This is a genomic window from Curtobacterium sp. RM9, assembly GCF_054956955.1.
Genome location: NZ_CM143271.1, coordinates 179,414 through 200,755, shown reverse-complemented (window position 1 = coordinate 200,755; position 21,342 = coordinate 179,414). Strand labels below are relative to the sequence as shown.

Annotated in this window: 21 protein-coding genes and 1 tRNA gene; 11 read left to right on the top strand and 11 right to left on the bottom strand. The window is 67.0% G+C overall.

What is annotated here, in order from left to right:
* Window positions 1-38 precede the first annotated feature (38 nt).
* Window positions 39-749, bottom strand: a complete 711-nt coding sequence (locus tag ACY3FI_RS00975) for a hypothetical protein (protein ID WP_462548851.1) — start codon at window positions 747-749, stop codon at window positions 39-41.
* Between the two features lie 59 nt (window positions 750-808).
* Here ACY3FI_RS00975 and ACY3FI_RS00970 point away from each other — a divergent pair, with 59 nt between their 5' ends.
* From ACY3FI_RS00970 to ACY3FI_RS00960, 3 genes are all read left to right on the top strand, one after another.
* Window positions 809-1,276: a hypothetical protein gene (locus ACY3FI_RS00970; protein ID WP_462548850.1), complete on the top strand. Its 468-nt coding sequence runs from the start codon at window positions 809-811 to the stop codon at window positions 1,274-1,276.
* 694 nt (window positions 1,277-1,970) lie between these two features.
* On the top strand, window positions 1,971-2,861 hold the full coding sequence (locus ACY3FI_RS00965; protein WP_462548849.1) for a hypothetical protein: 891 nt from the start codon (window positions 1,971-1,973) through the stop codon (window positions 2,859-2,861).
* Between the two features lie 55 nt (window positions 2,862-2,916).
* Window positions 2,917-3,051: an Lsr2 dimerization domain-containing protein gene (locus ACY3FI_RS00960; RefSeq protein WP_462550384.1), complete on the top strand. Its 135-nt coding sequence runs from the start codon at window positions 2,917-2,919 to the stop codon at window positions 3,049-3,051.
* Window positions 3,052-3,263: 212 nt separating this feature from the next.
* Here the strand turns inward: ACY3FI_RS00960 and ACY3FI_RS00955 are convergent, their stop codons facing one another.
* The 7 genes from ACY3FI_RS00955 to ACY3FI_RS00925 all read right to left on the bottom strand — a co-directional run bounded on the left by ACY3FI_RS00955 (window position 3,264) and on the right by ACY3FI_RS00925 (window position 12,475).
* On the bottom strand, window positions 3,264-4,484 hold the full coding sequence (locus tag ACY3FI_RS00955) for a hypothetical protein (protein ID WP_462548848.1): 1,221 nt from the start codon (window positions 4,482-4,484) through the stop codon (window positions 3,264-3,266).
* 257 nt (window positions 4,485-4,741) lie between these two features.
* Window positions 4,742-6,238, bottom strand: a complete 1,497-nt coding sequence (locus ACY3FI_RS00950) for a deoxyguanosinetriphosphate triphosphohydrolase family protein (protein WP_462548847.1) — start codon at window positions 6,236-6,238, stop codon at window positions 4,742-4,744.
* Window positions 6,239-6,241: 3 nt separating this feature from the next.
* Window positions 6,242-6,520, bottom strand: coding sequence for a hypothetical protein (locus ACY3FI_RS00945; protein ID WP_462548846.1), 279 nt, complete (start codon window positions 6,518-6,520; stop codon window positions 6,242-6,244).
* A gap of 206 nt (window positions 6,521-6,726) precedes the next feature.
* Entirely contained in the window at window positions 6,727-7,965 is a 1,239-nt protein-coding gene (locus tag ACY3FI_RS00940; protein WP_462548845.1) for an AAA family ATPase, read from the bottom strand.
* A 40-nt stretch (window positions 7,966-8,005) separates the two neighbouring features.
* Window positions 8,006-10,000 carry a S8 family peptidase gene (locus tag ACY3FI_RS00935; protein ID WP_462548844.1) on the bottom strand — a complete coding sequence of 665 codons (1,995 nt, stop codon included), beginning with the start codon at window positions 9,998-10,000 and terminating at the stop codon, window positions 8,006-8,008.
* 286 nt (window positions 10,001-10,286) lie between these two features.
* Window positions 10,287-11,207, bottom strand: coding sequence for an AAA family ATPase (locus ACY3FI_RS00930; protein ID WP_462548843.1), 921 nt, complete (start codon window positions 11,205-11,207; stop codon window positions 10,287-10,289).
* A gap of 1,178 nt (window positions 11,208-12,385) precedes the next feature.
* Window positions 12,386-12,475, bottom strand: a tRNA-Ser gene (locus tag ACY3FI_RS00925).
* Window positions 12,476-12,616: 141 nt separating this feature from the next.
* Here ACY3FI_RS00925 and ACY3FI_RS00920 point away from each other — a divergent pair.
* Both ACY3FI_RS00920 and radA read left to right on the top strand, forming a co-directional pair.
* Complete coding sequence (locus ACY3FI_RS00920; protein ID WP_462548842.1) at window positions 12,617-13,582, top strand: SGNH/GDSL hydrolase family protein; 966 nt, start codon at window positions 12,617-12,619, stop codon at window positions 13,580-13,582.
* Window positions 13,583-13,591: 9 nt separating this feature from the next.
* A complete protein-coding gene (gene radA / locus ACY3FI_RS00915; RefSeq protein WP_462548841.1) occupies window positions 13,592-14,953 on the top strand; it encodes a DNA repair protein RadA in 1,362 nt (453 codons plus the stop codon).
* A 151-nt stretch (window positions 14,954-15,104) separates the two neighbouring features.
* On the opposite strand, the gene ACY3FI_RS00910 is transcribed toward radA, so the two are convergent.
* Window positions 15,105-15,488 carry an SseB family protein gene (locus tag ACY3FI_RS00910; protein WP_462548840.1) on the bottom strand — a complete coding sequence of 128 codons (384 nt, stop codon included), beginning with the start codon at window positions 15,486-15,488 and terminating at the stop codon, window positions 15,105-15,107.
* 301 nt (window positions 15,489-15,789) lie between these two features.
* Here ACY3FI_RS00910 and cspE point away from each other — a divergent pair, with 301 nt between their 5' ends.
* Window positions 15,790-15,996 (top strand): transcription antiterminator/RNA stability regulator CspE, encoded by a 207-nt coding sequence (cspE, locus tag ACY3FI_RS00905; protein ID WP_462548839.1) that lies wholly within the window; start codon window positions 15,790-15,792, stop codon window positions 15,994-15,996.
* Window positions 15,997-16,211: 215 nt separating this feature from the next.
* Here the strand turns inward: cspE and ACY3FI_RS00900 are convergent, their stop codons facing one another.
* Together ACY3FI_RS00900 and ACY3FI_RS00895 are read right to left on the bottom strand one after the other, a co-directional pair.
* Window positions 16,212-16,943 (bottom strand): hypothetical protein, encoded by a 732-nt coding sequence (locus ACY3FI_RS00900; protein WP_462548838.1) that lies wholly within the window; start codon window positions 16,941-16,943, stop codon window positions 16,212-16,214.
* Window positions 16,944-17,007: 64 nt separating this feature from the next.
* Window positions 17,008-17,553, bottom strand: a complete 546-nt coding sequence (locus tag ACY3FI_RS00895; protein ID WP_462548837.1) for an amino-acid N-acetyltransferase — start codon at window positions 17,551-17,553, stop codon at window positions 17,008-17,010.
* 151 nt (window positions 17,554-17,704) lie between these two features.
* On the opposite strand from ACY3FI_RS00895, the gene ACY3FI_RS00890 reads away from it, so the two are divergent.
* The 5 genes from ACY3FI_RS00890 (at window position 17,705) to ACY3FI_RS00870 (ending at window position 21,198) form a co-directional block, all read left to right on the top strand.
* Window positions 17,705-18,157 (top strand): SRPBCC family protein, encoded by a 453-nt coding sequence (locus ACY3FI_RS00890; RefSeq protein WP_462548836.1) that lies wholly within the window; start codon window positions 17,705-17,707, stop codon window positions 18,155-18,157.
* 164 nt (window positions 18,158-18,321) lie between these two features.
* Window positions 18,322-18,792, top strand: coding sequence for a hypothetical protein (locus ACY3FI_RS00885; RefSeq protein WP_462548835.1), 471 nt, complete (start codon window positions 18,322-18,324; stop codon window positions 18,790-18,792).
* Window positions 18,789-19,262: a hypothetical protein gene (locus ACY3FI_RS00880; RefSeq protein ID WP_462548834.1), complete on the top strand. Its 474-nt coding sequence runs from the start codon at window positions 18,789-18,791 to the stop codon at window positions 19,260-19,262. Before ACY3FI_RS00885 ends, ACY3FI_RS00880 begins: the two co-directional genes overlap by 4 nt.
* Window positions 19,259-20,209 carry a hypothetical protein gene (locus ACY3FI_RS00875; protein ID WP_462548833.1) on the top strand — a complete coding sequence of 317 codons (951 nt, stop codon included), beginning with the start codon at window positions 19,259-19,261 and terminating at the stop codon, window positions 20,207-20,209. Before ACY3FI_RS00880 ends, ACY3FI_RS00875 begins: the two co-directional genes overlap by 4 nt.
* Complete coding sequence (locus tag ACY3FI_RS00870; RefSeq protein WP_462548832.1) at window positions 20,206-21,198, top strand: alpha/beta hydrolase family protein; 993 nt, start codon at window positions 20,206-20,208, stop codon at window positions 21,196-21,198. The genes ACY3FI_RS00875 and ACY3FI_RS00870 overlap by 4 nt, the downstream gene beginning before the upstream one ends.
* Window positions 21,199-21,342: the final 144 nt, after the last annotated feature.

Here is a 21,342-nt window from a genome sequence, read left to right as displayed (position 1 = left end):
GGAGCACCCCGTGAACGACGACGAGCTCTCCCGGACGCTCACCACGGCCGTCCGGGGGCGTCCCCGGCGTCGTCGCCGTCTACCGGCCGCGGCCGGTCGCACACGTCGTCGCCGAGGTCGCCGCCGCGGCCCTCGCGCTCCACGAGCCGGACGCGGTCGTCGACGTCGGCCGGCACGGGTCGGCACTGCGGATCGTCACGGGCATCGCGGTCTCCGACGAGCGACCCGCGACCGACACCGTCCGCGAGGTGGGCGAGCGCATCCGCGACGTCGTCGACGGAGTCGACGCGGCGAGTGCGGACCTGATCGACGTGCGTGTGCGGCTGGTCGACGACCTGTAGGCGACCACGGTCGGACGGGAGGCGCGGGGCGGGCCCGCCACGCGCCTCCCGTCCGCCAGCCTGCATGACCCGGGCGGTCTCGATGGTGCCAGGCCATCCGGATGATCGAGCAGAACGGAGGCTCGCCCCGATGTTCGTCATGACCACCAACTCCGCGTGCAGCATGCGGCCGACCGACAGCTTCCGGACCTTCCGCGAGCAGATCCGGTTCAACCTCGGCCAGCTCGACAACGACGAGGAGTGGGCGTACCAGCTCTGGTTCGTCCCGGACTCGGCCGGATGGCCCGGTGGCCCCGGGTGCTCGGACCTCGACCAAGCCTGGAGTAGGGACTCTTCGACGGGCTCGTCAGCTACGACAACCCGGCGTACGTGACCCTCGACGGCAAGACGTCCGTCATCCTGCAGCAAGTCCCGTAGCGTCGATGCGGACGCTCATCCGCTCATCCGCTCCGCAGACAGGAGGCCGCGTGTTCATCAACACGGTCAACAGCGCCAGCAACGCGGAGCTCACAGACGAGTTCCGGTCCTACCGGGACCAGATCCGCCGGATGCTCGGACTTCTCGACGGCACGAGCGAAGGCCGCTTCGCCTACCAGCTGTGGTTCGTGCCGGACTCGGCCGGATGGCCCGACGCCCCCGGGTACTCGGACCTCGACTGGAACAGTCGCTACATCCAGGCCGGCGGCAGTGCGGAACGCATGAGCGTCGAGATCCAGCGCGTCGAGAACGGCGAGCTCCGCCACTACGTCGTCGGACGACCGCACGACGTCGACGAACCGCTCACCGAGATCGTGCACGTCGCGGGCACCGACCACCCTGTGCACCCGGCAGAGGTGTTCGACGCTGACGAGGCGGCGGACATCTTCTTCCACTACTTCGGCGACAGCGGCACGGTGCCCGACGGCTACGTGCTGCGCTCCCTCGACCTGTCGTAGCGAGCGATCACGCGGTGATTCACAGCCGGCGCTCGGTCATCGTCCCGGCCGATCGCCTGTCGAAGGTGTCGTCCTTGAGCACGTCCGCAGCTGCTCCGAGAATCTCCGCCAACGCCTGTCGCCGAGACAGACGGCCGCAATGCGAAAGAGCCCCAGATTCCCGTCATGACGGGGATCTGGGGTTCTTCGCGCTGGCGGGCTCCTTGCGTTTTTACTCCTTGCCATGCGGCTTCTGCTGTCTGGCGGCAACGTCAACCTGCGTTTCCCCCGCCGACTGTTCGCGTTCCCCCCGGCCCGAAAGGGCCCGGTCAGCGGCTAGTTGCGTCATACGGTTCAAGCTGCCCACCACGCATGCCGCTGCTAGCGAGAGCGGGCGTTAGCGGATTCACCCCGCGCGCGGGAGACGCGAAGCCTCTAGCGGGGGAAACGAAGCGGCTTGATCCTTGGGCGGAGGGGTCCACCGCCTCCCTCAGCTGAGGAGTCGGCGCCCCTTGAGCTCTACTAGTTGCCCGCATCCTGCTGCAGGCAGCCCAACCGGATCTATCCGCGGGCTGTGGACCGCTGACTCGAACGACCTTCTCGCTTTTTCGAGCCAGCTTGCACAGCGTGCAGGAGGGGCTTTGACGAGGCACGACCTTGGCCTGGTCCTCCAGGACCCAAGTAGTCTCGAGCGATCAACGAAAGCAGGACATGCATGGAACTACCCAGCCCACTTCCGTCACGAGCGGCGTTTCTCCGACAGCGGGCGGAGGAAGAGAATCGTGACGGCGTGACGTGGACGCGGTCCTTCACCAGGATCACCCGAGAACGTCTCGCCGGAGCTTTCACTGATGCGTTCCCCGACATCGGCCGACGACACGCCTTCAGCCGGGAAGTTCGCGACGTCCTTGCCCGCCACAGCGAGTACCCCGACGCAATTGTCACCTTCGCTTCGACGGTCACCGCGTACGCATCCGATTACTGGATGCCTGATGTCTTGGACGCTGCCGCACTCGCTTTAGCAAAGGTCAACGCCAGCGAGCCAAGCGAAGTGAACCCGTGGGGTACGCCCGCGCAGGTCCATCCCTCTGAGGTGCTCGGCGCTGCGAACGACGCACTTCTCGGCGGACGGGTTGCCTACGCTTTCGTCGACGGCCGGCTGCGCGACCGATCCGACGAACCGCTTCACACAGCGATCGTGGCACCATTCGAGGCTGCGTTGACCGCTGACCCGCGCTTCAAGCAGGCTGAGCAGGCCTACCTCCAGGCGTCTGCCGAGCTCTCAACAGGCCACTACGGCGCAAGCATCACCAGCGCGGGTTCAGCGCTTCAAGCAGCCTTACAGGCGCTTGGCACGAAGGGTAACGACCTCGGTGCTCTTTTTTCTGACGGAATCAAGCGAGGGTTCCTCCAGGGGCATGACGCACGTCTGCTCGGCGCCTTCAAGAGCCTTGGCGGCTGGATCACAGCGGATCGCTCGAACCGAGGGAACGCCCACGGGCCAGCGTCAGCTCAACGCCCCGACGCACAATTTGCGTTACACGTCGTGGCGGCAATAGTCCTGCGCCTAACCACCCTCACCACCCCGACAGAACGCGCAGGTTGAACGCGCCTCCCCGAGCTGCAGGCAGTACTGCTTGATGCTGTGTCATGCTTAGTCCATAGCACAAACAGTCACTTCGCACTTCGTCGACGATCTTTCCGGTGACGTCATCGAAACGGGTGGTCACACCGTCCAGTTCGCGCGCGATGGCAGGAGCTACCAAATCGTGGAGCTTCGCCGTTATCGTCGATGACGTCGTGTGCTGCTAGCTGCTGTCGTTTTCGATCCTGCCAGATACGCGCCGCGGCGAACGGTACGGTTCTGATTTCGCTGAATCAATTCGCGTTTCAAGCCAATGGCCGGACGATTGTCCACTAGTTCGCCCGCATCGAGCTTTGCGATCAGTGACCGAAACAAGTCCGTGCGCAACGCCAGGAGTACGCTCGCGCCGATGACCGGCCCTCCTCAACGAAAGCCGACCCACTCGTGCCACACAACGTCTCCCAGTTGATACCCTGGCCCCTTGTGTGTGGCGCGGCTTCTTCGGCGCGACAGAGGCCGTAAGACGGCACGTATAGTTTGGGATGAGAATCCACCTGTGCGGACGATATCCGGCTCTTCGGCGCTCGCCTCGAGCGAGTCCCAAATGGGGTCGTGCGCTGACATATGTGATCCGTGATGTGGCGCGGTCATCAGCCCGATACGTGACCAGGGGAAACCCTCCAGATGTTCAGCACCTCCGCCATCGCCGTCGCTCCAGACGATGACATCACGCCTGCCAGCGTTCGCCCAAAGGTACGGAGCGAGTGCTCGTCGATTTTGAATCGTCAGTTGCGTCGCGTGAAGCAACAGGGCAGCACTTGGTTGCGTTTTTCTAACGCGAACTTCCTGCGCGTTGCTGATAGTTACCAGGCCCGGCTTTCCGGACTTGAGCCAATTGTCTGCGCGCTTGTGGTCAACGGAGAACCAGCGGATAGTCCAGCTCGCGTCGACGGCAGCCCCAAGAACCTTCCTGAGTCGAATCGCCTTCCGGGCTATGTCGTTCGCGATCTTACTTACGTCGATATCGGACAGGCTGCCCCTCACCTGGATGGTACCAAGCTCCGCCCCCGCGGCAAGCGCCAGGGCAACGCGGCGAACGTCATCATTATCCGGTGCCGCATCTTCCTCATCCGGATCTTCCGTCCTTGGCACAAATGGATTCATATCAGGCCAGGGCACAGGCTCATTTGAGTCGGAAGCGTCGAGGTCGTTCCGCCCTTCAGCAAATCCCGCGTCGTTCTGCGAGGAAACGAGCGGCTCAGCGTAAGCCTCGGTTCGCCGGACTGCTTCGTCTGTCACCCCGTCGTGCACGACCTTGTTGAACACATCAACGAGTACCGACCACTCGTACGGCACCCAAAGCTCACACGCGCTGCCGGCAGCCGAGCCGCTCGACTGCGCTTCGAAGAACGGCTTCGCCCCGTTGATATGATCGCCGTCCGAATGTGTCAGGACAACAACCCGCGGATCTCGTGCCGCCATCTGAGCCCCGGTTCTCGTATAGCCCAAATCTATGCAGACGCCCCCGAGGAAGCCAGACCAGAAGTGCGCCTCACCGCCTGCAGAGACCGTCGTCAGATCGCTGCCCACCCAGTGCCTCAAACTCATTCCGTCATACTGCCAGAGCAGAGCGAACTCCACCATGGTCGGAAGCGCCCGCGCCATGCTCGCACCGGCGCTACACGCCGACGCCGCATTGGTTGCTCCGCGCACTCACGACGAGCTACGCACTGATAGGAGCGCACGTGAATGTTCGAGGCTGCGCTTCACCGTGAAAACTTGAATCAAGAAAGTGATGTCGCGACATAGTGAACTGAACTCCGCGATGACCGCTCGACCGACCAAGTGAGCAGACCCTAAGAGCACCGACTATCAGAAGAACGGCCTGTCGGACCGATGCGCTAGACGCGCATCCAGTAATTTGGGAGGGAACCGACATTGTCGCCAGTCAGCCGCTGGTGCAGTAGCGAAGCTTGCCGGTCGGTCAGGGAGCACATGAAGTCAACGGTCGCTCGGGCAAGTTTCCGCTCCTGCCCGCCGTAGACGTCGAACTCTTTGGATCGGAGGCTGTTGGTCAGGTAGTGCTGGAAACGGGCCGGCAGCGGTCGTCGCCGGCGACGCTCGCCCTGCGTCGCGTAGTGCTTTTTGCCGATCGTCCACAGCTCTGTAAACAGTTCCCGAACGACCCGAGTCTGCCCAACCTGCATCAATTCCACCGAAGAGTCCCCAAGCACATACAACTGCGTGATGCTCTTCAGGAACGCGGCTTTTGCCCGCCCCTCGGTAGTGACGTGAAGGAAGGGCTTCCCACTCACGGGATGGATCTGCACCGAGCATTCAGATGAGAGCTGACGAATAAGCTCGCTTGACAGGTCACGAAGGTCCTCGTGCGCGGTCGCTGACCCATCGAACTTCCCAACGCGAAGATATCCGCGGAGTTCTTCGATCAGTTCGTTGAGCCGCTCATCGCTGATCTCGTTCGACTTGATGTGCTTGCGGACACTTGCGACGCCGTTCTCGTAGACCTCTCTCCAGTCTTCTGACTCGTCAAGGTCGTCGAGTTCCGTTACGAGATCTCCGCCAGCTCGCCGGAGGAGATTGAGCGGGATCATGCCTGTTCGGTAAAAGTCGTCGAGATCATGTACCGCGTAGGCGATGTCGTCGGCCCAGTCCATGATCTGCGCCTCAAGCGACTGCCAGATGTCCTCAGCGTCGCCGTGGGGACGGATGTAACCGAGCCGAGCGAGATGCGCCTCGTAGGGGGCCTCGGTGTTGTAGTAACCCCACTTGGGCTTCCCGTGGCTCGTTGTCCGCTCGTTGCCGTGCTGCCACGGGTACTTACTGATCGCCGCAAGGGTCCGCCAGCTGAGGTTCAGGCCGTCCTCACCCTCCTTGCGGAAGCTCAGCTTGCTGACGATGCGGAACGTCTGCGCGTTGCCCTCGAACGAGTCGTCAAGCAGTTGCCCATTGTGCTTCCCCTCGCCGAGCCGCTCCTCGAGAATCTCCTGCAACGCCACCTCCGCAGCGTGGCCGAACGGCGGGTGCCCGAGATCGTGCGCGAGTGCGGCCGTGTAGCAAACGGACGAGTCGAGGAGCAGCTGCTTCTCGTCGAACGCCTGGTGCTCCAATAGGAACTTCTGCCGGAGCTGCTCGGAAAGACGCAGTGCCACCTGCGCAACCTTCAGCGAGTGCGTCAGCCGATCGTGGAACACGAAGTCGACCTGCGGGGAAATCACCTGCGTGACACCCGCGAGACGCCGGAACTCCGGTGCATACAGCACCCGGTCCGCGTCACGTTCCCCGGCTGAGCGCCCAGTCGGGCCCTCGTCATCGTTCGGAAGCTGTACCGGACGCTCCGTCCCCCACTCGGCCTCAGCCGGCGGAGCAGTTTCCGTCACGCGCTAGCGCGTCGAGCTCGGACGAGATACGCCCTGCCCGAAGGTGTACTGCGCTTCCGCACGGGCGCGCAGGTGGCTGAGCGCTCGCTTTGCCGTCAGCGAGTCGACGCGTGCACTGGTCATGACGGTACGAAGGTACGACTCGAGGGGCACACGCTCACCGTCCTGCGGCAGCGCCTTGCGCGCAGCTTCGACGGTGTTCCCCCACTGCTGACGCTCCTGCTCGCCGGCAAGGCGCTCCTGCACTTCCGCTGCGGCAAGTCCGGTCAGTAGCGCTGTCATGGCCCCTCCTCTAGTGGCAGAGCCCTCCGATGAGAACCCTGAAAGCGGAACACTTTGAATCTATGCGGCGGACAACCGCCAGTTGCCAGCGAAGCACATCCTGCATGTCGGAATACTGTATGCGCCGCGCGCCGTCGCGCGCTCTTCGCGGTTCTAAGATTCTACGGGATGCGCGCGAGGCGCGCTACCGGGGTAGCGGCGTGTCCCTAAAAAGTCTCCGGGATAAGTTGGTCTTCAAGACCCTTGATGACGACGAACGGCTTCATCATCGGGTCGCGGAACCGGTAACGGATACGACGTTCTCCGAGTCGACGCTCCTCGAGGACGTCGATGCCCTCGCTGGCGAACCGTCGTAAGTGGTTGTTCACGTGTCCAGCGTTTCGCGGTTCACCGAGCACGGCGCTCAGCGCGCGAGCGACGTCGGTGGACGAGAACAACCCCAGGTCATCCGCGCCGGCCAGCGCGCAGGCAAGGAGCGTCGGGCCGATCCGCGCGTCAGCACGTCCGGTGACGGCAGCTGTGTAGTTCGACCGGATTGCATGATCGGCGTCGTCAACAGCGTGGACCAGAGCGCCAAAAACCGTCCGCCGCGTAATGCTGTCGTCCCCTGCGCGAATAGCGACAGCGCCTGCCGCGCCGGCAAGCAGGTGCGTGTAGTACGGGAAACCATCGGAGATGCGGGCAATAGCCTGCGCCGTATCACGGTCACATTGCAGCTTTTCGCCCATGATTTCGGAATAGGCGCTATATCCGCCGAGCACAATTGCCGCAAGTTCGCCCATGCTCATTCGCGGCATTGCGACCTGCAAGAGATTTCTACTCAGCGACTGATGCCCGTCAAGGAGTTGCGTGATGTCATCCGCGACTCCGATGAGCACGAGTGTCGCCGGCACGAGCCCATCCGAGAGCTGCTTGATCAGATCCGAGAACGGGACCGTCGGGTCACCACCCTGCAACCGGTCGAACTCATCGATGATGATCATCAGGGGTACCTGCTGAGACAGCTTCTCGACGGCCGCAGCGACCTCCCGTGGTCCAGGTTCTGACGGGTCCGGATACTCCAGCGCGAGTTCCACTTCGTGCACGGCCGCTTCCAACGACCGCTGCGCAGCGGGATCCATGGTTCGCGTCGCACGGCGAAGTTCGCGAGCAAATGTCCGCCAAACGCTACCGAACGTGTCGCCCTGTGAGCATTGAACTCGGACAGCGATTGCCGGCCGGGTCTGTTGGAACATCTCGCGGACGATGTAGGACAGGGAGGTTTTTCCTACCCCTCGTTCCCCGTAGACGATGACGTGCCGTCCGTCTTGTGACGCCGCGTCGAGGACTTTCTCGATCTCGCGGCGACGGCCGCGGAAGAGGTTGGCGTCATGGGTGGGTGAGGACGGCCGGAAGATGCGGTGCAGGGTCACCAGCCGCGCCTGCGTTGGCGACACCTCGATCATGGTTCTCAGTCTTACACAGGCCGCGGGCTCCCTCGTGCCGTCAGCTTGAGGCGGCGTCCACCCGAATTTGTGCGCTGCGGATGAGTTCTCGATGCTCGATATTGACGCGCTCGAACGCCTCGACGCCGGGCGTGTAGATATCAACCGCCGGATCGAGGGACTTGAACGTCACAATGACATATACCTGCTGCTGCTGCTGTATCTCGTTCGTCATGCGTTCGGTCATCTCAAGCCGGAGCGCCCAATCGCCACCCGCGACACCGGACGGGTGGATCGCACGCTGTGTCTTGACCGGCGCCCACTTTCCGTCCGCCTTCTGCTGTGCCTCCCAATTCGAGAGCGCCCGTCCTGGTCGCGTGAGTTGCTTGAACTGTTCCGTTCCGTCGTCATCGAAGCGGAACGCGCCAAAGCTTCCACTGATGTCGTAGCGAATGGCTTCAGCGCCGAACGCAACCTTGAGCGGGGGTGCGTAACTGATTGTCACGATCACTTCCCCGCTGAACTTTCCGTCCGCGCCGAGTAGAGGCGGCGGCACGGGAAAGGGTCGCTTGTACCAGTTGACGCCGGGCGTCATCAACACTCGGTGCACAGTGGTGAGGCTGTGCTGCTCGTTGGCGAGGATATCGAGTGTCGGCGACGGCGTTCCCCAACCGTGGTACTGCCGGAACTGGCCACTTTGCCCGACGAGGGGATCCGAGGAGCTGTTCGTGAACGCCGAGTGGACGATCAAGCCCTTGACGAGTTCAGCGGTGGGCTCCGTCGCTGCACCGTCTTCGAGTTGCGCCCAGAGGTTCGCTGCGATGGCGCTCACCGCTGGTGCGGCGAACGAGGTACCGACGGACTCCGCGACGTGCCCGGTCGGGATGAGCGACAGGAGCCCGAATCCGCCGAGGAGTTCCGCGGCGTCGCGATCGCCGCCGGCGTGACTCACTTCTGGCTTCGTCAGATCGGCGAAGTTCGGCCCTCGGCGGGAGTAGGACGCTGGGGCACCCTCCGGGACGATGCCGCCCTTGTGCGCGCGTGCTCCCACGGTGAGTGAGCGGAGCGCCTCTGCCGGGCTTGCCAGGCCGTCTCGGTACTGCTTGCCCGGACAGGGCGGCCACTCGCGGACTGTGCCGCCGAAGTTACCGGCCGCTTGGACGAACAGCACGCCGGCCTCATCCGAAAGGGCGTCAAGTTGCCGGGCGAACGAGCCGTACTCGGTGTCCGCTTCCTCGTGGCTTGCGAACGAGCAATTCCACACCTTGACGTCGGCAGCGGAAAGGACTGCCTCTCGGACACGTTCGTACAGTTCCCCTTCGTCGATTGTTCCGCGAGGCAGAACATGCGCGTCGTACACACGTGCCACATCCGAGGGCAAGGCATCACCGTTGAGCTGTGCGCCGGCCATGAGCAGGCCAGCGACGAAGGTGCCGTGCCACGGATCGGCATCGGCGGCGGCGACTGAAGTGGAACGCCCCGCAACGCCCGGCTCTAACCACGGACTTGAAACACCGGAGTCGAGCACGCCCACGACCGGGTCCTCCGTGCTTGGGACCTCCACGGTGGTGTGGTCGGCGAGGTGATGCGCCGCGTAGCCAATCTGCGGGGTCTGATCATCGAACGGCGAGTACTCCGGGGAAAGCGCAACGGTTCGGATGCCTCGCATCTGGTCAAACACCTCCAGCGAAGGCGCCTGCCCAGCCCGCAGATACACCGTGGGCTGCCCCTGCAGCAGGCGAGGGACAACCACGTCAAGGGCGAACTCTTCACGGAAGAATGCGACAAGCTCTTCGACTGTCCCGCCCGCTGGGAGCGCCGGCCGCGCCGACCCAGCATCGCCAGAGTGGGGCGCGAACCGGTCAGCGACCCAGGGGAAAAACGTCACTCGAAGCGCACGCTCATCCCGCGCCGCTACGCGCAGAAGCTCCTCCGCGTCCTCGCGTGTTTCGGCTCCGAAAGCATCGTGAACGACGTCCCACGGCGCAATCTCATCAATCGTGGAGATGCTGAAGATGTCTACCTGGGAGCGCGCCCGTCCAATGCGCGCTGCCAATCCCTCTAGTCGACGCGCGGTTCCCGGGAGGATCAGCGTGCCGGGAGTCGTTGCACCGATCGGAGTGAGGTCGAAGTCGGCAAGTAACGAGTACGGCCGCTTTGTCTTTGCGAGCGCGCGAGGTCGGAGCCTCAGTCGAATCGGGAGCGGAGATGCTGCACTCGCCTGCTGCTCGTCAGCAACCCGCGCCGCGGCGCCAATCGCGGATTGCAGACGAAGCCGAAGCGCTTGGTCAACTGGCACGAGCGGGTCTGCCGTCCGTCCGCTGACACGTCGAGGTCGAAGCTCACGCTCCGCGTACGGCAGCAGGAGCGCTGGACGTCGCTCGGGCATCGTCCTCCTTCAAATGCTTGATGACCTGCCGGGTGCTGATGCCCAGCACGTCACTGATGTTGCGGTGCGTGAAAACTGCGGCGTCCAGGTTGCGAAGCATCCGCACTTCATCCCCAACTCCGTCAGCGACGCCGAGTCCTTGGAATTGTGCCAGCTTACGCATGGCGTGTGGAAGCCTCAGTTTTGGGGTCATCGCGAGCACTTCAGTGCGGGCAACGTCCATTGCTACGGTGCGGATCGTGGCTCCAGACATCCCAGCCGAGTGCCGCGCAAGCACGGCAAAGTCGTCCTCGTCGACGGCGATCATGTGCAGCGACTGCTTCCACAACGCTTCACGCTGCGCCGGGCCTGGCAACACCGTCTCGATCGTCGTTGCGAATCGACGCCACACTGCCGGATCGAGAAGCTGAGGGTGGTTGGTCGCGCCGACGAGCACGCTGCTGGTGTCGAAAGCGTCGAGGTTCTCGAGCAAGGCGATGACGACGCGCTGCAGCTCCCCAACTTCCCGCGCGTCCGCCCGATTCTTCGCCAGGGCGTCGAACTCGTCCAGGAACAGCACGCAGGGCTGACGCGATGCGTAGTCGAAGACGTCTCTGATGTTCCGCGCCGTCTGCCCGAGTAGCGAGGACACCAAGGCGTCGCTGCGGGTAGTCACCAGCGGCAGCTCGAGCTCGGCGGCTACTGCTCGAGCCATGGAGGTCTTGCCGGTTCCCGGAGGGCCGTGCAAGAGGAGCCGGGCTGGGATGTCGATGCCATAAGCCGCCAGACGATCCCGCTCGCGGATGGCGCTGAGGAATCCGTTGAGGTTCTCGGAGCCGGCGGCGTCGATGATGATCGGGCGCAGATCCGACCGGAGCGGGTGTTCGACGTTCACGGTCGCATGCTTGGAGTCGCGGTCGAATGGTGGGGCGCTCGCATGAGCCCCACCCACAGCGCGCGCAGAGGACTTGCTCAAGACATTCCGCAGCACCTTTGCCTGCCGGTGCTCTCCGGCAGCTTGCAGCTTGTCGACGAGCAATGTGGCGTAGCTGACGGCCTGCGCGGAGTCGTGACGTACGGCGCCGTCCAAGATCTTCGCGACCTCTGAGAGATGTTCGATGATACGGCTCCTGCCACGTCTGCTGCGCTCCTGCCACCCTCGAACTCGTTCGGAGGCGAGCGTGATGCGCTAACGGCTCGTACTGATTCGCAAGGCTACTATGCGGCGAACCTCCGACAAGTCAGCGCCACTGCGGTGATGTCGACTGCTGATGAGCGGGAGCCGCTCACCGCTGGGCCGAGCATCGGCGAGGAAGCAGAGATGAAGCGCCGCCGAGAGAGCTGCGCGGGGAACGCGGAGGGGCGCCCCGACGTGGCGGCCATGGGGCGGCACATAGCTGGAAGAGGGCGGGCTTCTGACCGAGCCGGTTCGCGGTCTAGTCGGAGGGACGGGGGAGGATGAGCTGCGTGGATATAGTTCGGTGGTTGGTGACCCCCGCGGCAGCTGCGACGCTGCTCTTCGGTGTGCTGCCGCTGTACGACCCGCCGGTACGTTGGGCTCGCCGCCTCCGAGGAGATATCGCCATCGCGTCCGGACTTCCCGAAGGCGATGAGAAACGATTGCTGGAGGCCGATCTCGAGCGCCAAGCTCGACGGTTGCGCGAGTACCGCGAGGTCTACGTCGGGTGGCGCTGGGTGCGCAAGTGGGCGCTGGTGACGTTCGTCGGTGTCGAGGTTGTTCTGCTGACACTGGCTCCTCCGTTCGATGCGAAGCTCAGTTCGGGTGAGCCAGCGTTCGGGCCCGCCGACTATCTGCTGTTTGCGGGCGGTGCGGTGCAGCTGCTAGCCGAAGAAGGCCAAGCCCGTCGAGAAGAAGGTCCGAAGCCGCGACCGCAACGGCTGGTCCAACTACCGCCGCAACGCCAAGAAGGTCCCGACCGTCGGCACCCCGCCGAAGCCGTAACCCAACCGCGGCAACACGTGACAACAAGAAGAGCCCCCAGCGGATGCTGGGGGCTCTTCTATGGGGCTGAGATTCGCAAACAGATTTGCTCTGATTCGCAAACGGCCCGCTGGCGGTACCGGTGGGATTTGAACCCACGGTGGAGTTGCCCCCACACATGTTTTCGAGACATGATCCTTCGGCCGCTCGGACACGGTACCGGGAAAGAGTTTACACGATCCGGGAGGCGCGTCGCACCACCGGCACCAGCCTCCCCTCCACAGGCGGCCCGGTCCACTGCCCGCTCCCCAGCTCAGCAGGCGGTGACCGTCCGTCGCACCAGCCCGCGTACCGTGCACGGCATGAAGTCCCGCACCCTCATCGCACTGCTCACCTCGGTCATCGGCGGCGCCGTCGTCCTCGGCGGAGGGGCCTTCGGCGCCCGGGCGGGCGTCCGCGGTCAACGGGCAGCGGCGAGACGCGTCGTCGACATGCTCCCCGTGCATGCCGACTGGTGGCGCGAACGGCTCCAGCACGAGGGGCAGATCACGTACCTCGCGATCGGCGACTCGGCGGCGCAGGGCGTCGGAGCGTCGGAACCGCACCGCGGCTACGTCGGCCTGCTCGCGCGACGTATCCGGCACCGCTCGCGGATGTCGGTCCGGGTGGTGAACCTCAGCGTGTCCGGCTCGACGACGTGGGGCGCGAAGAAGGACCAGCTCCCGCGGCTGCAGCACTACACACCCGACGTCTGCACCGTGTCGATCGGGGCGAACGACATCGCCGACTTCCACCCCGACAAGTTCGAGCGGAACCTGCGCGCGATCTACGGCGCGGTGCCCTCGCACGCGATCGTCGCGGAACTGCCGTGCATGTTCGTGCCGGACCGGGAGCGCAAGGTGGCGGTCGCGAACGAGATCGTGCACCGCGTCGCCGCCGAGTTCGGCCTGACGGTCGCTCCGCTGCACACGATCACGAAGCGCGTCGGGCTCCGCCGCACGTTCTTCAACAGCTACGGCGACCTGTTCCACCCGAACGACCGCGGGTACGAGATCTGGGCCAGCGCGTTCGAGCCCGCTGTGGACGCCCGCGTCGACACGGTCGCCGCGATCCGCCAGTACCTGTCCAAGCGCGAGGCCGAGGAGCTGGGCGCGGGCGCCGGGGCGGTCGCGAGTGCTCGCGCCGAGCAGGACCTCGAGGGTGCCGAGGTGCTCGACCAAGCCGCACGCCCGGGTCGGATCGACCGACTCCGCCACCGGATGACGGGCTCGGTCCCGCTGCCCGACGGCGCGACCGATCACGCGGGTGATGTCGGCCGCTCGGCCTAGCCTGACGTCATGGCGCGCACCCAGTCCCTCTTCCGCTGCACGGAGTGCGGGTGGACCAGCATCAAGTGGGTCGGTCGCTGCGGCGAGTGCCAGTCCTGGGGCACGGTGGAGGACTCCTCCGCGGCCACGGCGAGCACTCGGGGCACGTCGGCCGTCGCGGTCACGGGCAACCGGATCGCCCGGCCGATCACCGAGGCCCGGGGCACCGCGGTCCAGCGCTGGCAGACCGGCATCGGCGAGTTCGACCGCGTCCTCGGCGGCGGCGTCGTGCCCGGCGCGGCCGTGCTCCTGTCCGGTGAGCCCGGCGTCGGCAAGTCGACCCTGCTGCTCGAGGTCGCGTCGCGTGCAGCCGCCATGGGCAAGCGCGTGCTCTACGTCAGCGCCGAAGAGTCGGTCGACCAGGTCCGGCTCCGCGCCGAGCGCACCGGCGCGATGCACGATGACCTCTACCTCGCGAGCGAGGTCGACCTCGGCGTGATCCTCGGGCAGATCGACCAGGTCGGGCCCGACCTCCTCATCGCCGACTCGGTCCAGACCATCTCGTCGAGTTCGATCGACGGCATCGCGGGTGGTACGTCCCAGGTGCGCGAGGTCGCCTCGACGCTCATCCGGGTCGCGAAGGACCGCGCACTCCCGGTGCTCATCGTCGGCCACGTCACGAAGGACGGCACGATCGCCGGTCCACGGTTGCTCGAACACCTGGTCGACGTCGTCTGCCACTTCGAGGGCGATCGACAGACCGCGCTCCGCTTCGTGCGAGCGCTCAAGAACCGCTTCGGTCCGACCGACGAGGTCGGCTGCTTCGACATGGCCGGCGACGGCATCCACGAGGTCCCCGACCCGAGCGGCCTGTTCATGTCGAAGAACAACGCGCCGGTGTCCGGCACGTGCGTCACCGTCGCGCTCGAAGGACGGCGGGCGCTCCCCGTCGAGGTGCAGGCCCTCGTGGTCCCGAGCTCGGCCCCACAGCCGCGCCGAGTCGTGAACGGCGTCGACTCCTCGCGCGTCGCGATGCTGCTCGCGGTCCTCGAACGGCGAGCAGGCCTGAAGCTCTCCGATGCCGACGTCTACGTGTCGACCGTGGGCGGGATGAAGCTCACCGAACCGGGCGCCGACCTCGCGATCGCGCTGGCCCTGGCGAGCGCAGCACGAGACCGGCCGTACCCGCACACCCTCGCCGCCGTCGGTGAGATCAGCCTCGCGGGCGAGATCCGCCCCGCGACCGGTGCGAAGCAGCGGGTTGCCGAAGCGGGGCGCCTCGGATTCACGACCGTCCTCGGGGCGGATGCCGAGCATCTGCGCGAGGCGTTGCGCGTCGCGTTCTCGCTCGCGACGTCGGAACGCGAGCGGGAGCTGGACCGCGCGTTCTGACGCGTGCCTGCCGGAGGCGAGCCGCGCCTCCAGGCCGGCGCCGCCCCGACGCAGCACCGCCGGCCGACGTCCTGAGACGGCCCGAGAGATCGAGACAGGCCGACACCGCGCCAAGGTCCGACGCGCCGATGAAGACCGACGCGCTCGTCCGCTAGGCGCGCAATGCGGCCAACAGGTCAGCCGGCGTCGCCTGCATCGTGTGCGGGCCGGCGATGTCGAAGAACACACCCTCGAGCGAGTCGAGGTGCGCGGCGAGGAACTCCTCGAGCCGCGGCCCGTCGTAGACCATGACCTGCCGGATCTTCTCGTCCGGCACCATCGCCGTGTAGGCGTCCGCCGACGAGAACAGCAGCAGGATGCGCTTGTCGGAGCCTTCGCGGCCGAACACCCGGACCTGCATGTCCTTCTTGCCGGTCACGAGCCGGGGGACGATCACGATGTCGTTGCGGAGCGCGAACGCCACCGCGGCGACGTCCTGCTGCGCGAGGGCCTCCTCGAGCTGTTCGCTCCGGAAGCGCTGTTCCTTGTCTGCCATCACCCCCAGTTCACCAGATCGGTGCACAGTTCGGCGACTCGGCTCTTCCCTTGTGGCCAGGACACGGTAAGTTGGAGGCAACCGCTTCGGCGGGAGTCCATCGTTCTTCCGGTGCCCAGCACCTCGAGCGCCATCGGTCACTGGCCTTCCCCGGCCGCCTGGCCCCGAAACCCGTTCCGCCGGCCCATGCCCGCGGCGCGCAACGATCTGACGGCATCCGTCGGCGGATCGGCGGCAGCAAGTGCCGCTTCGCAAGACAGGCAACGTACGTCGCCTGGCAAGAAAGACAAGGAACGCCATCATGGCAACTGGAACCGTCAAGTGGTTCAACAACGAAAAGGGCTTCGGCTTCATTGCGCCGGACGACGGCAGCGCTGACGTCTTCGCCCACTTCTCCGCGATCGCCGGCAACGGCTACAAGTCGCTGGAGGAGAACCAGAAGGTGGAGTTCGAGATCACCGAAGGCCGTAAGGGCCCGCAGGCGGAGAACATCACCGTCCTCGGCTGATCACCCTCAGCTCGAACGGGCTCGTCGTCTTCGGACGGCGGGCCCGTTCTGCATCTCCGGATCTCCGGTGTCCGAGGGCGCGCCAGCACCGTGGAACGGACACAAAACCGCGGAGAAGCGCGGTGCTGTGTCCGGAACCTGGTTCCGGCACCGCGAGCGCTGGCGCCAGCGCCGCCCCCACGCCAGCGCCACCGTGAGCGCCAGCCCCAGCCCCGCTACTCGAGGATGAACTGCACCGACTTCGTCGACTCGAGGTTCCCCACCCCGACCGACAGGTGGTAGCTCGCACCCCCGGCCGTCACCGACGCCCGCGAGCTGTCGCACGTGGCCTTCGACGACCGCGTCCGGTCCCACTCGATCGACGGCGTGGTCAGGGTCTGCCCGGCCTTGATCGTGACGTCCTGGTTCGTGCCGCCGGTCTGGCAGTCCTTCGAGCTCCAGTACTGCTCCTCGCCGGAGCTGATCGTGAGCACCTGCTGCGCGGACCCGAGGTCCATGTGGCACGACGACGAGCCGCTGTTGGTGATCGACATCGCGATCTTCGGGTCCTCGGTGGGGCCGTAGGAGCTCTTGTCGAGGACGGGAGTCAGTTCGATCTGGTCCTTCGAGCAGGTCGCACCGTCCGCGGACGAACCAGACCCACCAGCACCGGCGCCGGCCGAGGCCGACGCACCGCCGGACGGCGTCGCTCGGGGCGACGCGGCAGACGACGGCGCACCGGCGGAGGACACACCAGGCGCAGCGGACGACGACGCGCCAGGAGTCCCGGAAGCACCAACCGCCGGCGCCGACGACCCGGCAGCCCCCGGCGTCGCCGCACTCCCCCGCCCGACGACGATCAGCACGACCACCACGACGACGAGCAGCAGCACGCCGATGACGATCGCTCGGCGGCGCCAGTAGACGCTCGGCTGCTCGGGGCCGACGGGGTGACGGAACGACGACATGCGGTCAGGGTAGACAGCGGGGCGCGCCTGACCCGGGTACCCCGCCGAGCACCGGCGGAAAGGGTCAGAGGATCTTCAGCATGCGGGTGTTGCCGAGGGTGTTCGGCTTGACCCGGGCGAGGTCGAGGAACTCCGCGACCCCTTCGTCGGACGACCGGACGAGCTCCGCGTAGACGTCGGGCGACACGACGCTCTCGCCGATCTCGAGGTACCCGTGCTTGGCGAAGAAGTCGACCTCGAAGGTGAGGCAGAAGATCCGGGCGATCCCGAGCGCGCGAGCGTCGTGTTCGAGTCCTTCGAGCAGGCGGTGTCCGACGCGCTTGTGGATCCACTGTTCGTCGAGCGCGAGGGTGCGGACCTCGGCGATGTCGTCCCAGAAGACCGCGAGGGCGCCGCAGCCGATCGGCGTGCCGTCCGGCCCCTCGGCGATCCGGAACTGCTGGATCGAGCCGTAGAGCGCGACGTTCTCCTTGCCGAGCAGGATGCGTCGATCGACGTACGGTGCGATGAGCCGCTGGATGTGCGGCACGTCCGAGGCGAGGGCCGGTCGGACGAGGATGCCGTGTTCGTCCCGTTCGTCGAACGCGTGCTTCCCGTGCTGTCCAGTCATCGTCCCCACACTAGTGCGACGCCCGCAGCGGATGACCGTCGGCGACGCCCCCCTGCCGCAGCCGACGACCACCGGCGACGCCCCCCTGCCGCAGCGCCAGGGGGACACGCACCTGGAACCCGTCCAGGCGCATCGGCCTACCGTCCGACCCATGCCGCAGATCATCGAAACCGTCGACGTCAACGTCCCCGTCCGCCAGGCCTACGACCAGTGGACCCGATTCGAGGAGTTCCCGACCTTCCTCGACGAGGTCGAGAAGATCGTCCAGGTGGACGACAAGACCACCGACTGGACCGTCAAGGTCGCCGGCCAGGAGCGTGAGTTCCGCGCCGTCATCACGGAGCAGCACCCCGACGAGCGTGTCGCCTGGACCGTCAAGGACGGCGAGACCGACCACGCCGGTGTCGTCACGTTCCACAAGCTCTCGGACACCGAGACCCGCGTCACCGCGCAGATCGACTGGGAGCCGTCCGGCTTCCTCGAGAAGCTCGGCTCCGCCGTGGGCGTCGGAGGCCACGCCGTGAAGAAGGACCTGCAGAACTTCAAGGAGCGCGTCGAGAACGCGCCCACCGAGCCGGGTTGGCGAGGCGAGGTCCAGGCCTAGGACCCCACCGACGACCGGACGGGAGGCGCGGTGCCAGCTGGCACCGCGCCTCCCGTCCGTCGTGCGGCCGGGTCGGCATCCCCCCACGAAATGCCGACATGACGCGCGGCGCTCGTCCTGGCAGAGTGGTCTCCGACCGGACGTGACGCCGGTTCAGTTTTACCATGTCTGAGACAGATGTGAAGGGCGGCCACGTGATCGAGTACAACGACGACGACGCACACCGACGGGAGCTGTCGCGCAAGCTGCAGCTGCTCATGGACGTCGTCGAGGCGAACTCGGGGCAGCGTCCGCCGTACAAGGAGATCGCCGCCGAGGTCGAGGCACACGGCGCGACGCTGAGCCGTCCGCGCTGGGGCTACATGCTCGGCGGCAACGGTCCGGCGGTGCGCGACCGGCGCTTGCTCGAGGCCCTCGCGGCGTTCTTCGGCGTCCCGTCCGAGTACCTCACCGACGCAGCGGGCTCGACCGACGTCCCGGAACGCGTGCAGGCGCAGCTCGAGCTCGTCCTCGAGCTCCGGCGCCGCGAGGTCGTCGCGTTCGCCACCCGGCGCCTCGGTGAGTTCGCCTCCGCCGCTGAGATCCGCGACTTCACCGAGCACCTCCGAGGGCTCGACGACGGCGGCACCCGGTGACCGTCGAGGTCGGCCCCCGCGGCCTGCGGGACCGGTTCGGCGCCCTCCGCCGGCAGGGCGAGGCCCGACGCCGGGTGCAGCGGCTCGGTCTCCCCCGTCGACTGACGCTGCCCGAGCTGCTCGCCCGCGCGGAGTCGGTGCTGGGGAAGCGCATCGAGGTCCGCACCACCGAGCTGCCCGGCGATCTGTCGGCGCGGCTCATCCAACGCACCGACCACGCCCTGCTCGAGACGCGGCCGGACCTGTCGGAGCGCTCGCGCGTCGCCTGTGTGCTGCACGAGGTCGCGCACGTGTTCCTCGACGACCACGGGTGCGACCACCAGGCCTACACCGGCCTGCTCACCGGGCGGACGGCGTTCACCCGGTCGCTCGACACCCCGCACGAGCAGACGGTGGAACTCGTCGCCGACCAGCTCGCGCTGCGCATCGGCCTGCTCGATCCCGACGGCCCGTCCGGGATCTTCCGGTGACCCTGCACGTCTGGGGTTCCCTGCCGGTCTGGGTCCTCCTGACCGTGCTCGTCGTCCGGCTCGTGCTCGTCCGGACGCAGTCGTCGAGCGTCGCGTGGCTCACGGTTTGCTGCGCCTTCGTCGCCGTGGGGTTGACGATCAACCAGCCCGCCGTCCTGGGGTTCCTCGCAGTCGTCACGCACGAGCCGAACGTGGCCGACCTGCTCGGCCGGTGCCTCATGGTCTGCGGCCTCTTCGCGCTCGCACAGTCGGTCGAGGCGGCCGCCCGCTCCGCCCGGCTGCTCCGCCCGAGTCGGATCATCGGCTGCGCGGCGGTGCTCGTCGCCCTCGTGGTGCTGTTCGTGCTGATCGACGCGCCCCGACCCACGGCGGCGTTCATGGCCGAGTACGGCGACCAGCTCCCGACGGCGCTCTACTCCGCGGTGGAGATGACCTACATCGCCCTGGTCATCGCCCGCTCGGCGATCGCGGTAGTGCGGAGCTTCCACCGCGGCGACGGCCTCGGCCGCATGTACTGGTTCTTCGTCGCGGGCGCTGCGGCGATGGTGCTCCTCGCCGGCATCGCGGTGGCGCTCGACGCGGTGCACGTCGCCGGCGCGACCGGAGCCGTGCGCGTGCTCGGCGCCCTGTACGCCCCGGTGTTCCTCTCGGCGATGACGCTGCTCGCGATCGGGTCGGCCGGCGGTGTCCTGCCCGACGCCGTCCGCGAGCTCCGGGAGTGGCGCGACGCCCGCCGCCGCATCCGCTCCCTCGAACCCGAACTGGCCCGGCTGCAGTCCGCCGCGCACAACGAGGGGCTGTACTTCACCATCGTCTGGCAGCGTCGCCAGTGGCGGGCCCGGTTGCACCGGCTGTCCGTCGAGGTCGAGGACCGCGCGCGGGAGGCCGGGCAGGACGTCCCCGCCGCCGCGACGCTCACCACCGGACGACTCAGGGAGGTCTCATGACCGGCGCACGCACCACCGGACTCGGCACGGCGATCGGGACGGCGGTCGGCGCGGCCGGCTCGCTCGGCCTCGGCGCCCTCGTCGCACGACGGCTCGTCATGCCGACGCCGTACCGGGCGACGGCCACGGTCCGATCGGCCACGGACGACGAGGTCGAGCTCACCGACACGCGCGACACGCGCCTGCCGGGCACGTACGACCTGCGCCGAGAGGACGCCCGCGTCCGCGTGACCGACGTCCTCGCCGACGCCGACGACGTCGTCCGTCGCCGCGCCGACCGCCGCGCGGACAGCGGCCTCTGGACGTGGGACGCCCTGCTGCACGACGGCCTCGACGACGTCCCGGGCGCGGAACCGGAACCCGGTGCCCAGACGCACGTGGTGCACGTGCACGGGCAGTCGCTCGGGCCGCGGCAGGTGCTGCGTGGCATCGGGGTCTGGCGTGCCCTCGGCGCGACGTCCGAGGTCCTCGACACGACCGACCTGCCGCTGCGCTCGCTCGACCCCGGCGCCGTCGACCGCATCGAGCAGGCCGTCCGCGCCGCCCGGGCGCGCGGTGCCCGCCGGGTGGTCCTGCAGGGCTGGTCCGCCGGAGCGCTCGCCTGCTCGGTCGCTGCTGCCCGGGTCCCGGTGGACGGGATCGTCGCGGTCTCCCCGCTGCTCGACGTCGCGGCAGCGCTCCGCGGGGCAGTCCGCGCCGCCCACCTGCCGTCGTTCGTCGGCTCGGTCGCCGCTCGGATCGCCACGACCCCGGGACTCTGCCGGCTGGCGGGCGCGCCGGCTCCCGTGACGGTGACGTCGTGGCGGACGTCCCCGACTCCGGTGCTGCTCGTGCACTCCACCGCGGACGCGCTCGTGCCCGAGGCCGAGGTCGCCCGGCAGAGCACGGCGACCGTCGTCACGTTCCGGACCGCCCCGCACACCCTGGAGTGGAACGAGGACCCGGAGCGCTGGGAGTCGGCCGTCCGCGACTTCGCCGCCACCCTCTAGGAACGGCAACGGCCCCGGGCTGCGAAGCAGACCGGGGCCGGCGCGACTCGACCTGTTGGGGGGAACCGGTCGAGCGCTGTGCACGAGGTGTTGGGGGGAACCCCTCGCGCACGTATCACCGTACCCCCGCGGACGGGGCGGAGT